Origin of the sequence: Bradyrhizobium sp. 157 (assembly GCF_023073815.1) — a bacterium.
Lineage (GTDB): Bacteria > Pseudomonadota > Alphaproteobacteria > Rhizobiales > Xanthobacteraceae > Bradyrhizobium.
This window is the reverse complement of record NZ_JADPKF010000073.1, coordinates 54,239-69,337: the sequence shown is the minus strand read 5'-3', so window position 1 is coordinate 69,337 and position 15,099 is coordinate 54,239. Positions and strand designations below refer to the sequence as shown.

The window sequence follows — 15,099 nt, the reverse complement described above, 5'->3', positions numbered from 1 at the left end:
GTGGTGCCTCTCCTCGACCGTCACTATTCCGGAATATCCGGCTCCACCAGCAACGCGAGCTGGGCAAGCGATTGCTGCCAGCCGAGATAGCAGGCTTCGAGCGGGATCACCGTCGGCAAGTTTGTCTGTTCGATGTTGATCTCGGTTCCGACCGAAACCGCTTTCAGCGTCACCGTGACCTCCATAACGCCAGGCAAGTTGGGATCGTCGAAACGATCGGTGTAGCGAATACGCTCGTTGGGCACGATCTCCAGATATTCACCGCCGAACGAATGGCCGGTGTTCGTGGTGAAATTCGTGAATGACATCCTGAATGTGCCGCCAACCTTCGCCTCGAATTGGTGGACCTTGCAGGTGAAGCCGTAGGGCGGCAGCCACTTGGCCATGGCATCCGCATCGAGGAAGGCGCGAAAAACCTTCTCCGGCTTGGTGGCGAGGACACGATGCAAACGAACGGTATTGCCTTGGGACATGACTTTTCTCCATTACTGAGCGGAGTATATCGCAGGATTGGGTTGGGTTCGCTCAGTCTCTGCCACAAGGACGCCTGGCCTCCATGCGATCCGACACGGGGCCAGAAAAAATTCACCGACGCGGGGCGCGCCGGTTCCGTTCACATGCCGGTAGACCGGCGACGTATTTCGCGAACAACAAGCGAGCACGCCAGCTCTGACGGCGCGATGCTAGCCTGAGCTGAGCCGCACGCCCGCGCGCAGGAATTTCTGCGGGTCGACGGCATCGCCGTCGATCCGCGTTTCATAGTGCAGATGCGGACCGGTGGAGCGGCCTGTTGAGCCGACGGCGCCGATGACCTGGCCGATCTTGACGAAGTCGCCGACCCTGACGTGAATCTCCGATAGATGGCCGTAGCGGGTCGACAGCCCGTTGCCGTGATCGACCTCCACCATGCGGCCATAGCCGCCCATCCATCCTGACGACACTACCTTGCCGTTCGCGGTGACGCGTACCGGATCGCCGGTCGCAGCGCGGAAATCGAGGCCGGTATGCATCGCGGGCCGGCCGAGGAATGGATCGCTGCGAACACCGAAGCCCGAGGTGAATTCGACCTCGCCGACGACAGGTTTGCGGTAGGGCACCAGCGCGAGCGTCGCGTTGAGGCGCTGCATCTGGGCACGGGTGAGATTGATTCGGTAGAGCTGGCGTTCAAACGCTCCGGCATCCGCCGGCAGCTTCACCGGCACGAACGGGCCACCAATGGCCGAGCGCGGTGTTGCCGCTTCGAGCTGCGCCATATTGAGGCCGAGATCGGTGAACACGCCACGCATGCGGCGCAGCCGCGATTCCATGCTGACCTCGACCGAGCTCAAGGCTGCCATCTGCCGCCGCTCGACGGTATCGAGCGAGGTCTGCAGGCGGACCAGGACATTGTCGACACCCTGAACTTTGGCGAACTGATTTGGCTGCGGCTTGGCGACGGCGGGCGTGCGCGATTCCAGCCGGGCCTCGCGATCCGGCGGCGCGACGAAGATCACGGTGTCGCTAATCGGGGAGGGTTTTAGGCTGCCGGGGGCGGGTGTCTCCACGGCCGCGCCGCGCGCCGGGGGCCGAATCGAACCGGTCGCCGCGATATCCGGAATCGCGCCAAGCGCAGTGGCGCGCGATTCGAGCGCGGTCTGGCGCCGCATGATCTGGTCGAGCTTCTGGTCGAATTGTTCCTGATCGAGCAACTGGCGGCTGGTGGTGCGATCGACCTTGGCACGCAGCTCCGCGATGCGGTCTTCATAGGCGTATTGCATCTCGGCCTGCCGGGCGATCAGCCGGGTCAGGACGTCGTCGCGAAACGCGAAATAGGTAGCGGTGGCCGCCGACCATATGCCAAGCAGCACGATCGTGCCGACGACGATCCAGAACACGACCGGGCCGAGCCTGACCTGCTTGCCGGCATGGACGATGGTGTAACCGTCACCGTCAAGCGCTGCGGCTTTTGCGGCATGGGGTGCCGGACGGCGGGACGGCGTCCGGCCATGATCGTGGGGATGGTGGTGATCGGAATAATGACCGGAACGGTACGACATCGGCACTCCCGCGCCGGTCGGAAATCAGCTCCGTTCGGCTCAATTTGCCTGCCGATTTGACCCATTCATGGTTAATTTTTGGGAAATGGAGCCTGCCGATCACATGGCGCGAACGGCAGCCAGCACCTCGTCGGCGTGGCCGTCGACCCGCACATTGCGCCAGATTTTGGCGATCCGCCCGTCGGCGCCGATCAGAACCGTCGTTCGAATGATCCCCATGAAGGTCCTGCCGTACATCGATTTTTCGCCCCAGGCGCCATAGGCCTCGAGCATCTCATGTTGTTCATCCGAGATCAGAGGAACCGACAGCTGGTGCTTGTTCCGGAAGGATTCCTGGGCCTTTACGGTGTCGGCCGAGATCCCGAGCACCACCGCTCCCGCATCGGCAAACGCGCTGCTGAGCCGCGTGAAGTCGATCGCCTCCCGGGTGCAGCCGGGCGTGTCGGCGCGCGGATAGAAAAACAGCACCAGTTTCTTGCCGGCATAGTCCGCCAGCGAGACACTGCCGCCGCCATCGCGCGGAAGGCTGAAGTGGGGAGCCATGGCGCCTTCGACCAGTCCGGTTCCGGCAACTGGTTTGGTCGTATCCGATAGATTGGATTTTATTAACTGTTTCGATGTCGGCTTGTGCGACGCTTTGGCTGAAGAGGTCTTGGCCGTCTTCGCCGGTTTCTTGGCGGCTGCCTTGGTGGCGGTTTTGGCGGCCTTGTTGGCTAGCTTGGCGGCAGGCTTTTTGGCCGATGCCGGCGTGCTGCGGCGGGTGGTCTTGCTAGCGGCCTTGGCCGCGGCCGGTTTTGCGGCGGAAGTCTTGCGGTTCTTGGGGGATGGCATGGAGGATTTCTTGCGCGTTTTCTTGGACATACGCCTTCCTTTCGTCGCTTTCCGCGGATCAACCATTAGGGTATTGCGGGTCTCGCCTTTGACCGTCGGATTCGCTCCGGCTGCTGGGCAAGTTTGATGACCCCGGAGTATGGTTACAAGGAATTCGACGCTACCCCCGTCCGCTCGTCGATGGGACCGCCTAATCAAGCCTTGGGCCCGACCACGAGTAACAGTATTAATCGAGGATTGGCAGCGATGCCGGCACAGGAGCGCTCGATACCGATCGAAGAGCGTGCCTTTGGCGGCGATCAATCTCAGTGCCGGCACCGAGAGGCAATGGCTAGGAATACTTCGCCCAAGGGGTCGAATCCGCGTGCCGAGGCCCAGCAATGGGATGACGCGGCGGGCTGGGAGCAGGACGAGGCGGCGGGCTATCGTGCGCGACGGCTGTTATCGCGCTCCAATTCCCGATTCCACCGGTTCGGCGACAGATTTGCAGCGTTGCAGCGATGGATGACCGGCGAGCGCTGGGTCAAGCGCCTGGCGATTGTGATCGCCGTGCTGGCGGTGATCTTCACCGGCTGTTTCGGCGGACTGTGGTGGCGGCTCGGCGCAGGGCCGATCAATCTTGACGTTGCGACGCCGTGGTTGGCGGCCGCGATTGAAGACAATATCGGCCATGGCAACACGGTCGAAGTCGGCGGTACGCAGATCGAGCGGGCCGGACGAATTCGAATCGCAGTGCGCATCCGCGACATCGTGGTCCGCGACCGTGACCAGGTCGTCGTCGCCACCGCGCCGAAGGCCGAGGTGAAACTATCCGGCACAGCGCTCCTGATGGGACGGCTGCGCGCCGAGAGCCTCAATCTGGTCGATGCCGAACTTGCGGTACGAATCACGCCGGACGGCCAGGTGACGGTGTCTGCCGGCGACACCGACAAGCCGCTGGCGACCGGCGTTGCCTCCAAGCGCGATGCCGGGATACCCCCGACATTCCCCCGCCAGCCGCCTGCGCCGCCGCAAGGGGCTGCAGCGACGGCTCCCGATACCACGCAGAGCGGATTGCTGGCCGGCCTCGACTGGCTCGACAGCCTCAGCCTGACCGGCCTCGACGGGCAGAACCTGAACGAGATCGGCCTCAAGAACGGCAATCTCATCGTCGACGATCAGCAGCGCGGCAACAAATGGACGTTCGAGAATATCAGCCTCAGCATGCGCCGTCCGAGCGGCGGCGGGGTTGCGGTGAGCCTTGGCGAGCAAGGTGCGCGTCCCTGGTCGCTCAAGGTCGTAGTCGGACCGCAGCAGAACGGCGTGCGATCGGTCGATCTTCGCGCCGACAAGGTGCCTGCCGCCAACATCCTGCTGGCGATGCGGGTCAAGGACCTGACCTACAGCGCCGAGCTGCCGCTTTCCGGCGAGCTGAAAGGCGAGCTGGGTCGCGACGGTCTGCCGACCTATTTCCGCGGCAAGATCACCGCCGGCGCCGGAAACCTCATCGACAGCGATACGCCTGACTATCCGATGCCGATCGATTCGGCGGAGATGAGCGTCGAATGGGACTCCGGACGGCGCGTGCTGGTCGCGCCCTTCAAGATCATTTCCGGTTCGAACCGGATTACGCTGCTCGGCCATCTCGAGCCGCCGAACGGCGCCACCACCGAATGGCAGGCCGGCCTTAGCGGCGGCACCATCCTGCTGGCCGGCACCGACAACGAACCGCCGCTGATCTTCAATCGGATCGCGATCGGGCTGAAGTTCGACACCGATCGCAAGCGCGTGCTGCTCACCCAGGCCGATATCAGCAACGGTGAGATCGGCATCGCCGGCACGGGAACTATCGATTATTCGGGTGAGGCGCGTCTCCAGCTTGGTTTTGCGGGTACGCCGATGTCGGCATCCGCGCTGAAACGGATGTGGCCAATCCTGATCGTGCCCGAAGTGCGCGAATGGGTGATCGAGCGCATCGAGCGCGGCACGCTTCAGCGCATCGAGGTCGGCGTCAATTCGCCGGTGCGCAATCTCTCGCGCAAGGGGCCGCCGATTCCGGACGATGGTCTGGCCGTCACCATCGTCGCCTCGGGAGTCACCGCGCGTCCGGTCGACGACATGCCCGCAGTCCGCGATGCCGATTTGAAGGCGCGGGTTACCGGGCGAACGGCGACGGTCACGATCGGGCAGGGAATTGCCGACACGCCCGGCGGCCGCAAGATCAATATTTCCGATTTCACCTTCGAGGTGCCGGACATGGCGCCCAAGCCGTCGCCATCACGGGTGAAGTTCAGGGTCGACGCGTCGGTGCCGGCAGCGGCCGAGATTCTGGCGTCCGACCGCATCAGCGATCTCTCCGGCACGCTGATCGATCCGAACGCCAGCAAGGGAAACGTTGCCGCCACCATCACGCTTGGCATGCCGGTCAAGGGCTCGATGACCAAGGCCGACACGACCTATACCGTGATTGCCGATCTGGCCGGGTTTGCCGCCGACAAGCTCGTGATGAACCAGAAGCTGGAATCCAATACGCTCAAGGTGCTCGCCAATAACGCGGGCTACCAGGTCAAGGGCGACGTCAAGATCAATGGGCAGCCGGCTTCGCTGGACTATCGCAAGCCGAGCGAGGGCGACGCCGATATCAGGCTGCAGGCGACTCTGGATGATGCCAGCCGCGCGCGCCTCGGGATCGATTTCGGACCCGCTGTGAGCGGCTCGATCCCGATCAAGGTGATCGGCAAGATCGGCGAAAACGACAGCCGCGTCGGCATCGAAGCCGATCTGACCTCGCTGCGGCTCGACAACATCCTGCCGGGCTGGGTCAAGGTGCCCGGCAAGTCGGGCAAGGCAACGTTCAATGTCGTGAAGAAGGAACAGTCGACGCTGTTCCAGGACATCGTGGTCGAAGGCGGCGGCGTTTCGATCAAGGGATCGCTGGAAGTCGACCAGAACGGTGATCTGTTGAACGCGAACTTCCCGACCTACGCGCCGTCGGACGGCGACAAGACGACGTTGAAGGCCGAGCGCGGCGCCGACGGCGTCGTGAAGGTCACGATGCGCGGCGACGTGTTCGACGGCCGCGGCTTCCTCAAGTCGGCGATCTCGGGCAAGGAAGCCGACCCCAAGAGCAAGTCGAGGAACATCGATCTCGATATCGACGTCAAGCTCGGCGCGGTCGCCGGCTTCAACGGCGAGGCGTTGCGCAGCGTCGACAGCAAATTCTCCCGCCGCAACGGCATCGTCAAAAATTTCACGCTCTCCGGCAAGGTCGGGCGCGACACGCCGGTGAGCGCCGATCTGCGCGGCCGCGGGCAGGGACAGGGACGCGACATCATCATCCTGCAGACCAACGATGCGGGTGCTTTCTTCCGCTTCACCGACACCTACTCGAAAATGGTCGGCGGACAGCTCTCGCTTGCGATGGAGCCGCCGACGGTCGAACCCAGCGCCAAGGACGGTCTGATCAACGTCCGCGATTTTTCCGTCAAGGGTGAAGCCGCACTGGAGCGCGCCGCCGCGGGCGGAGCGGCCGGCGTTCAGAACGGCATTTCCTTTACGGCACTGCGCGCCGAGTTCACCCGGCAGAGCGGACAGCTCACGATCCGCGATGGTGTCGTGAAGGGTCCGATCATCGGCGCGACCATCGAAGGCAGCATCGACTATGTCGGTAATGCCGTGCGCATGAGCGGCACCTTCGTTCCGATGTACGGATTGAACAACATGTTCGGCCAGATTCCCGTGCTCGGCCTGTTCCTCGGTGGCGGCAGTAATGAGGGGCTGATCGGCGTGACGTATGAGGTGGTCGGCACGCCTGGTCAGCCCGTGCTGCGCGTCAATCCGATTTCGGCCGTGATGCCCGGCGTGCTGCGCAAGATCTTCGAGTTCAACACCGGCAAGCAGAACAACACCCCGATCGAACTCCCGCCGAATAATTAGACAGGTACCGCGACAGGCGTGGATGATCGAATGCAAACTTCAGGATGGGAAGCTGCGTTCGGCTGACATCACTGCTCTGGTCTGCTTGCCAGACAAGGATCCAAGAGGACGTGGTTGGCGTCGCGTCGTCGATATCCGCCTCTTACGATGACCCTGTCGCCAATCGCCACGCCGTTGGATTGGTAGGTCACGCACATGATCCTGATATCCGGAGGTGAGCACAGCACGAGATACCACAAAATTTGATCCGTCTGCACCGCCGTCAGGCTGCCGACCACGGAGAGATCGATCCGGTACTCAAGTTCAGGAATGCCGTCGGCCATCCGCCTCACATCTCTGCAGTCGGCCGGCGTCCGCGCTGGCTGCTCTGCTTCGGAAAACGCGGGCCGGCCGGCAAATATATCCTCCGACGCGATCGATGGAGACGAACCAGGTGCTGCAAGGTACAGGACGATGGTCGCTACCGACAATCCGGCAATTACGGCCTGCATTCCGACCTAGCCAGATGTCATGGCCGAGACCGCCCGCGCGACCGAAGCCAAGGTGGCGTTTTGCTGCGCGGCAGACACGGTGGCGCCGGTCAGATAGGCGGTGATCACGATGGGGGTGTTGTTGGGCGGCCAGACCACGGCGACGTGATTGTTCGTGCCGTGATCACCAGCGCCGGTCTTGTCGCCGATGCGCCAGTCTCTCGCAAAGCCTGCACGCAGTCGCGCGTCGCCAGTTTTGTTGGCGATCAGCCATGCCGTGAGTTGCTCGCGCGATGCAGCCGACAGCGCCGTAGTTCCGAGGATGAGGGTCTGCAAATTCGAAGCCATTGCATTCGGTGTCGTGGTATCGCGGGGATCGTCGGGCAACGCCTCATTGAGCGAGGGCTCATTCCGGTCTAACCGCGTGACCTGGTCTCCTAGACTACGTGCGAAGGCCGTCAGCCCCGGAGGTCCGCCGATGCCGGCAAGCAGCAAATTGCCGGCCGTATTGTCGCTGCGCGTTACCGCCGCTTCGCAAATTTCAGCGAGCGTCATGCCGTCGTTGACGTGCTTTTCAGTGACAGGTGAGTTCACGACGAGTGCGGACGCATTATAGGTTATGCGCCGCGTCAAGTGCTCGCTGCCGGCATCTACGCGGGCCAGAATACCCGCGGCTGCGAGCACCTTGAACGTGCTGCACATCGGAAAGCGCTCGTCACCCCGGTGGACATGACGCGTGCCCGTTGCTGTCTCAAGGACGCAAACACCGAGCCGGCCGCCGCCGCTTTCGCTCTCCAGGCGCTTGATCTCATCGATCAGTCGTTGGCCTGCGATCGATGCGCGCATTGCTTTCGGCCGGATACACAAAGCCGTCGCTATCAGCGCCGTGCCGAATCCAAGCTGGAACTGTCTTCTGCTGATCATTCCGAATCCTCCTTGCTGCGGGCAGGAAGGTGCCGGTAGGTCGCCGTCTTGACAAACGATGAGTTCTGCGGGCAGGCATAAGAAAAACTAAGGACGAGCAATGCGTCGCCGGATGAAGCTTTCGCACCTTCCGCTCAATGCGCTACGGGCCTTTGAAGCGACAGCGCGCCATCTCAGTTTCACCCGTGCTGGCCTGGAGCTTCGGGTTACACAGGCGGCCGTTAGCCAGCATGTGAAAGTGCTGGAGAACCGGCTAGGCGTACAGTTGTTTCGCCGGCTACCCCGCGGCGTTGCGCTCACCGATGAAGGACAGTTGCTGCTGCCGAGCATTGTCGAGGCTTTCGGCCGGCTCACCGAAACGCTCAATCGTTTTGAAGACGGCCACTACCAGGACGTCATCGCGGTCGGTGTAGTCGGGACCTTCGCTTCCGGATGGCTGTTGCCGCGGCTCGATGCTTTCAGGAAAGCCTATCCACGGATCGATTTGCGCCTGTTCACCAACAACAATCGTATCGACATTGCGGGTGAAGGCCTCGATTACGCGATCAGGTTTGGCGATGGCCTTTGGCATGGCACTGAGGCGACCCACTTGATGGGAGCGCCATTTACCCCATTCTGCGCGCCGTCGCTGGCTCGCAGGCTGAGCCGGCCGGCCGATCTCAAGCGCGAGGTATTGCTACGTTCCTACCGACAGGAAGAATGGCCGCGATGGTTTGCCGCGGCGGGACTGCAGAGTCCGGTGCTCAAGGGAATGGTATTCGATTCATCCATCACGATCGCCAGTGTAGCGGCGCGCGGTTTCGGCGTTGCGTTGTTGCCGGCGGTATTGTTTCAGGACGAGATCCGCCAGCGGCGGCTGGTACGTCCTTTTGAGATCGAAGTCGCGCTAGGCGATTATTGGATTACATCGCTGCACTCCCGGCGACCGACAGCCGCGATGCTCTCATTCAAGAGCTGGCTGCTTGAAACGATCGCAGCAACAAAGAGGAGCCCTGGCAAGCAGGCCGGGACGTAGCTAGCGCCGCAGCGCCGGGACTACGAGGAACGGAATCATCCCGAGCACCACGGCCACCAGCGCGAACGCGATCACCGGGTTGTAGCTGTGGGTCCAGTCGTGGATCAGGCCACCGGCCCAGGCGCCGAGCCCCGAGCCAAGGCCGCTGCCGATCGAGATCGTGCCGTAGATGGTGCCGACCCGTTCGCCGCGAAAGATCTTCATCGCGGTTGCCGTGATCAGCGGGCCGCGTGAGCCGATCATGCTGCCGAAGGTCACGACGAAGGCGCCGAGCAGCCAGAAGTTCGGATAGAACTGCAGCAGCCAGAGCAGGATGATGCCGACGATCGAGATCGCGTAGCTGAGCAGCACCGATGGACGTCGTCCGATCATCGCATCGAGCTGGGTGACGCCCAGCATGCCGAACAGCAGCACGACGCCGGAAAAGCCCCAGGCGGTTGCGGCCTGCAGGGGCGGGAAGCCGGCATCGATCAGATAGGCGACGATCTGCGCCGCAAGCGCATACATCCCAACGGCCGTAAAAAAGAAGGTCGAAAACAGCGCCCAGAACGCGTGGTGACGCATCGCGCTGCCGAGCGTCCAGCCGCCGTCGACGAAATCGGGATCGGTCTTTTTGGCGATGTGCGGCGAGCCCGTCGAGAACAGCCGCCAGGGCAGCAGCAACAACGGCAGCAGCAGACACAGCGCAACAATACCGAACGTCTGATAGGCGCCGCGCCAGCCAATGTAATCGATCAGAAGCTGCGACGCCGGCAACAGCACCAGCACGCCCGCGCCGGCCGCGGAATAGACCACCGCCATCGCGATCGGCAATCGCCGGCCGAACCAGCGGCCGAGCAGAATCGAATTCGGCACGTTGCCGATGAAGGCAATGCCGATCCCGACGGAGACGCCGACGCTCAACTGGAATTGCCACAGGGCCTGCGCGCGTGACGCCACGAGAAACGCCCCGCCGAGCAGCAGCAGCCCGAGCGAATAGACGGTGCGGGGGCCATAGCGGTCGAACAGCCGGCCCACCACCGGCGCCGTCAGTCCTCCGGCGAGCCAGGTCAGCGAATAAACCGAGACCACTTCCGCGCGGTCCCAGCCGAAATTCTCCGAGATAGGTTTGAGGAAAACCGTAAAGCTCTCGCCTAGGCCGCGGCCGAGCAGCGCCAGCGTGAAGCACAGCGCCAGCACGTTGAGCGCAATCCGCCCCGGCTTGAGCGGCTGCGTCGCGATATCCTCCCCGCGAGTCTTGTTATCCATGCGAGCAGGGAGCGCGTTTCTGCCGATACCGCAAGCCTCAAAAACGAATGCACCTATGCAGGTCTGATTAAGGGCGCGTACTCACAAATCGGAATCGATTGGTGTGGGCTTGGCCAATGTCGGCTATGCCCCGGTATCGACCAAAATTCCGCATCGCAACGAAATGACGCGATGTGCCACAAGGGCCTCAGCACGAAGCTACTCGGTTGATTTGGTGGATCGACTGAACACAGCAAACGAAATTGCTGGCTGGAGCTTCCCAACTACGGTTGCTTCCGAAATTGCTGCGTCTGACCTTTCAGCGTCTCCGAAGGACTTTCCCCAAAGTACGTGCGGTACATGACCGAGAACCGGCCCATGTGGGTGAACCCAGTGCTCATGGCAATGTCGGTGACATTCGCTTCCGGATCGGCCCGCAGCAGGGCTTGACGAACTTGCCTCAAGCGGGCGTTCCGTAGGTAGCGCATCGGCGAGACACCCTTGAAATCCCTGAAGTGCATAAAGAGTGTCCGGCCCGCAACGCCGGTTGCCGTAACGAGGTCGGCCACTGTGACTGCCTGGTCGAGGTGGGCCTCGATATAGTCGACCGCGCGCCTCACGTCACGCGGCGCAATCGGCCTCTCGAGGCGTCGCAGCGCGTTGCTGTAATTGTGCGGGTGCGACAGCAGCAGTGCGGTAATAATGAACTCCTCGAATTTGCTCATCGTCGTCGTACTCCAGAGCACCGATCCCGCCTGTTCGAGGTCCGCTATGGCCATCAGCACGTAGCGTGCCAGGCTGCGGCCGTAGCCGGCGGCGAGGTCGATCGTGGGCGCAAAGTCGAGGGGAGCGGTTGGTGGCTCGCCGAGTAGGGCGGCAAGCTGACCTGTAAGGCTAGATTTGGTCAGAGACAGTTGGATGCGGCTGCTGTCTGCCTCCGATACCAGCCGACAACTCTCGCACATCGGCGAGATGATCGTGGCGAGGTTAGGATTGCAAACGAAGTTGTCACGGCCAATGGTGGCTTCAAGGTGCCCGCGAAGCGGCAGGTGGATCCAGGTGTCCGTGCGGGCGGGGCTCGGCGACAGGACGACCGATGCGCCGCCGTATTGCACGTAACCCATGTAGAGGCTCGGCATGTAAACGCCATTGAGGCGCGCATCGAGGTGGCGGGCCTGCCGCCCTGCGATGTCGAAGCGGTAGCCTTTCGCGCGCAGGAATGCACCGGTCTCCTCCACATTGCGGCTGTGGAAGATGGGCAGCTGCTCCAGAAGGGGCGCTGTGCCAAGCTGCATGCTCGCCTCCGTATTGATCGAGCATACCACGCATACCGAGGCATGGGCACCGGGGCCGGGAATGCTCCGATCATTCTTGCAGTTTTTGGATAGTGATCACTGGCGCTTTCCGGAGGCGATTTCCACGGTTTGCGCGCTTTCCGGATAGGCCCTCGCGGCAATCGGATATCTGGCACCCGAATGCGCCAGTTAAGCTTCGCGCCCAACGGGGCGGTGCCTATCGATAGGGCGGCCCATGAAGGAGGGAAGCGTCGTGACCGCAGGGCATGTTCACAGAATAGCTCGTCGCCAATTTCTGGGTGAATCGGCCGCAGCGGCTCTGGCCGCAGCTGGGTGCGTGTCATCGCTGCGACCAACAACAGCAGCCGCCCATGCGGTACCGGTCCACAAATCAGGTAGCCTCGAGACGCTGATGGTAAGCGACGGCCATTTCTTCCTTCCAGCAGGGTTCCTCGTAACGCCGGACTCCCCGCCTGCCGAGCGCGAAGCCGCCCTGAACGCAGCCGGACAAACCGGCGAACGGCTCCAGCTCGTGAACACTGTCGCGGTGATCCGTAGCCAGTCCGATGTGGTGCTGGTCGACGCGGGCACCGGTCCGCGCCATCAGCCCACGGCGGGAAAGCTTGCGGAGAACCTCAAAGCTGCCGGGATCCCACCTACGGCCGTTACCAAGATCGTCCTGACCCACGGCCATCCCGACCACCTCTGGGGCATCCTCGACGCGAATGATAACCCGATCTATCCGAATGCGAGCTATCTCGTTTCGGCCGTCGAATGGAACCTCTGGGCCGACCCGGATGTGATGCGAAGGTTGCCGGCAGTGTTGGCAACCAACGATCGCATCACCAATGGCGCCAGAAACCATTTCTCGCCCGTCAAGGACAAGATAAGGACGGTACGGGCTGGCGAGGAGATTGTCAGCGGCGTGCAGGTCATCGATACGCCAGGGCATACGCAGGGCCACATCTCGGTCGAAATCGCCGGTGGGGATGGTCTCGTCGTCGTTGGGGACGCGCTTACGCACGCTGTGATCTCATTCCAGCATCCGTCGTGGCCGGTGCCAGTCGACCATGAGCCGGATCGGGGCATCTCGACCCGTCTACGCCTGCTTGATCGACTCGTCATTGAAAAGCGCCGGCTGATCGGTGCTCACCTGCCGTTCCCTGGCACCGGCTTCGTCGAGCGCAAGGATGGCTATCGCTTCGTTCCGACGTGAAGCTCGCGCAAAGTCGAGTTGAGCGTGATCGCTTTCGGGAGGCGCAGTGAGATGGCTGATCGATGGCTATTCAAGAGCGAGACTTATGACAACTGCAATTGCGCCATAAATTGCGGTTGCCAGTTCAACCTGCCGAGTACTCACGGCTATTGTCAGTCGGCCTTCGTCGGCACCATCGTCGAAGGCCACTTCAACGATACGGCGCTTTCAGGCCTGAACTGGGCAGCCCTGTACAAGTGGCCTGGCGAAATCAAGGACGGAAACGGCCGGCGCCAGATCGTTATCGACGAGCGTTCGGATGAAGCTCAACGGATCGCGCTTGAAACGATCATCTCGGGCCAGGCATGCGAACCATTGACCAATCTTTTCGCCATATTCGCGTCCACATGCTCAGAGTTTTGCGAGACGTTGTTCCTGCCGATTGGTCTCGATGCGGACTTGGAATTCAGAACCGCAAGGGTAGAGATACCCGGCGTCATGCGGAGCATCGGCAGGCCGAAGATCGACGAGTTTACTGGTCAACCATTCCACATTGCGCTGGCGCGTCCTAGTGGCAGTTTCGAGTTTACCTACGCAGAAATCGGGCTAGGTACCACGTCGGTCACAGGTGACATGGAAATGGCGTTCGAAGATTCATGGGCACACTTTTGTGTTCACCACTTCAATCAGGATGGCTTGGTCAGGGAAAGATCAAGGCTCACGGCATGGCTTGGGCATATGCGTTCCCGTGAATGATGCTAGGCGTCTAGAAGCAGCCGCACGTCAAACTTGCGTCAATCCGAATTGGCTGCGTGCTAATGAGTCCACGCCCTAAGCCGGCTTGAGCAGCACGTGCTTTTTCTTCCCCATGGAAAGCTTGATGACGCCTTCCGGCGTGAGGTTGGACGGCGTGAGCACCATTTTCTCGTCGGTCACGGCGGCATCGTTGACCCGCAAGCCGCCGCCCTTGATCTGGCGTCGTGCCTCGCCATTCGAGGTCACGAGCCCCGCTTTCACGAACAGCCCCAGCACGGCCGCGCCGGCCTCGAGTTCGCCGCGCGAAACTTCCACCGTGGGCAGGTTCTCCGCGATCGCGCCTTGCTCGAACGTTTGCCGGGCGGTTTCGGCGGCGGTGTTCGCGGCGTCGCGGCCATGCAACAGCGCGGTCGCCTCCGTCGCCAGCACCTTCTTGGCCTCGTTGATTTCGCCGCCCTGCAATGCCGCGAGCTTCTCGATCTCGCTCATCGGCAGGATCGTGAACAGCTTTAGAAATTTCACGACGTCCGCGTCCTCGACGTTGCGCCAGTATTGCCAGAAATCGTAAGGCGAGAACTGGTCGGCATTGAGCCACACCGCGCCTTGTGCGGTCTTGCCCATCTTGGCGCCCGACGCGGTCGTGAGCAGCGGCGTGGTCAGCGCGAACAATTGCGGCGTGCCCATGCGGCGGCCGAGATCGACGCCCATCACGATATTGCCCCACTGATCGGAGCCGCCCATCTGCAGCCGGCAGCCGGTGCGCCGCGCCAGTTCGACGAAATCGTAGGCTTGGCAGACCATGTAGTTGAACTCGATGAAGCTCATCTCCTGCTCGCGTTCGAGCCGGAGCCTGACCGAATCCATCGTCAGCATGCGGTTGACCGAGAAATGCCGGCCGATCTCGCGCAGCATCTCGATATAGTTCAGCTTCGTCAGCCATTCGGCATTGTCGAGCATGATGGCATCGCTCTGGCCATCGCCGTAGCGTAGCACCTTCGCAAACACGCCGCGGATCGAGGCCTTGTTGGCCTCGATTTCCTCGATCGGGCGGATGGCGCGCGATTCGTCCTTGCCGGAGGGGTCGCCGACCATGGTGGTGCCGCCGCCCATCAGAGTGATCGGCTTATTGCCGCTCTGCTGCAGCCAATACAGCATCATCATGGTGAGGTAATTGCCGATATGGAGCGACGGCGCGGTGCAGTCATAGCCGACATAGGCGGTCGCCTGGCCCTTGGCGGCCAGCGCATCAAGACCTTCGAAATCGGAGCATTGGTGGATGAAGCCGCGTTCCTGTAAAATGTTCAGGAAATCTGATTTAAATTTGGTCATTGGCGGGCTGCTTGATCATTCTATTTTCACTGTAATTGTAACGAGTTGCGGAACCATGGCGGAACAGGCTGCCGCAGGGCCGGGCGCTGTGGCATTATAAGATGTG

General features: G+C 62.0%; 12 protein-coding genes. 4 read left to right on the top strand and 8 right to left on the bottom strand.

Features of this window, described 5'->3' with window-relative positions; translation table 11 throughout:
- Positions 1 to 23 precede the first annotated feature (23 nt).
- The 3 genes from IVA95_RS16110 to IVA95_RS16100 all read right to left on the bottom strand — a co-directional run bounded on the left by IVA95_RS16110 (position 24) and on the right by IVA95_RS16100 (position 2,897).
- The gene (locus IVA95_RS16110; protein WP_247511352.1) at positions 24 to 473 is read right to left on the bottom strand and encodes an SRPBCC family protein; all 450 of its coding nucleotides are present in this window, start codon (positions 471 to 473) and stop codon (positions 24 to 26) included.
- 210 nt (positions 474 to 683) lie between these two features.
- Positions 684 to 2,036 carry a M23 family metallopeptidase gene (locus IVA95_RS16105; protein ID WP_247511351.1) on the bottom strand — a complete coding sequence of 451 codons (1,353 nt, stop codon included), beginning with the start codon at positions 2,034 to 2,036 and terminating at the stop codon, positions 684 to 686.
- A 99-nt stretch (positions 2,037 to 2,135) separates the two neighbouring features.
- Positions 2,136 to 2,897, bottom strand: coding sequence for a peroxiredoxin (locus IVA95_RS16100; protein ID WP_247511350.1), 762 nt, complete (start codon positions 2,895 to 2,897; stop codon positions 2,136 to 2,138).
- 216 nt (positions 2,898 to 3,113) lie between these two features.
- Here IVA95_RS16100 and IVA95_RS16095 point away from each other — a divergent pair, with 216 nt between their 5' ends.
- On the top strand, positions 3,114 to 6,782 hold the full coding sequence (locus IVA95_RS16095) for a DUF3971 domain-containing protein (protein ID WP_247511349.1): 3,669 nt from the start codon (positions 3,114 to 3,116) through the stop codon (positions 6,780 to 6,782).
- A gap of 68 nt (positions 6,783 to 6,850) precedes the next feature.
- On the opposite strand, the gene IVA95_RS16090 is transcribed toward IVA95_RS16095, so the two are convergent.
- Both IVA95_RS16090 and bla read right to left on the bottom strand, forming a co-directional pair.
- The gene (locus IVA95_RS16090; RefSeq protein ID WP_247511348.1) at positions 6,851 to 7,273 is read right to left on the bottom strand and encodes a hypothetical protein; all 423 of its coding nucleotides are present in this window, start codon (positions 7,271 to 7,273) and stop codon (positions 6,851 to 6,853) included.
- Between the two features lie 6 nt (positions 7,274 to 7,279).
- A complete protein-coding gene (gene bla, locus IVA95_RS16085) occupies positions 7,280 to 8,176 on the bottom strand; it encodes a class A beta-lactamase (protein WP_247511347.1) in 897 nt (298 codons plus the stop codon).
- A gap of 112 nt (positions 8,177 to 8,288) precedes the next feature.
- Here bla and IVA95_RS16080 point away from each other — a divergent pair, with 112 nt between their 5' ends.
- The gene (locus tag IVA95_RS16080; RefSeq protein WP_213247767.1) at positions 8,289 to 9,191 is read left to right on the top strand and encodes a LysR family transcriptional regulator; all 903 of its coding nucleotides are present in this window, start codon (positions 8,289 to 8,291) and stop codon (positions 9,189 to 9,191) included.
- Here the strand turns inward: IVA95_RS16080 and IVA95_RS16075 are convergent, their stop codons facing one another.
- A complete protein-coding gene (locus IVA95_RS16075; RefSeq protein WP_247511346.1) occupies positions 9,192 to 10,439 on the bottom strand; it encodes an MFS transporter in 1,248 nt (415 codons plus the stop codon).
- Between the two features lie 263 nt (positions 10,440 to 10,702).
- Positions 10,703 to 11,713, bottom strand: coding sequence for an AraC family transcriptional regulator (locus IVA95_RS16070; RefSeq protein ID WP_247511345.1), 1,011 nt, complete (start codon positions 11,711 to 11,713; stop codon positions 10,703 to 10,705).
- Positions 11,714 to 12,125: 412 nt separating this feature from the next.
- On the opposite strand from IVA95_RS16070, the gene IVA95_RS16065 reads away from it, so the two are divergent.
- Positions 12,126 to 12,929 carry an MBL fold metallo-hydrolase gene (locus IVA95_RS16065; protein WP_247511344.1) on the top strand — a complete coding sequence of 268 codons (804 nt, stop codon included), beginning with the start codon at positions 12,126 to 12,128 and terminating at the stop codon, positions 12,927 to 12,929.
- Positions 12,930 to 12,980: 51 nt separating this feature from the next.
- Positions 12,981 to 13,664 (top strand): DUF1326 domain-containing protein, encoded by a 684-nt coding sequence (locus IVA95_RS16060; RefSeq protein ID WP_247511343.1) that lies wholly within the window; start codon positions 12,981 to 12,983, stop codon positions 13,662 to 13,664.
- A gap of 75 nt (positions 13,665 to 13,739) precedes the next feature.
- Here the strand turns inward: IVA95_RS16060 and tyrS are convergent, their stop codons facing one another.
- Positions 13,740 to 14,993: a tyrosine--tRNA ligase gene (gene tyrS / locus IVA95_RS16055; RefSeq protein WP_247511342.1), complete on the bottom strand. Its 1,254-nt coding sequence runs from the start codon at positions 14,991 to 14,993 to the stop codon at positions 13,740 to 13,742.
- Positions 14,994 to 15,099 lie beyond the last annotated feature (106 nt).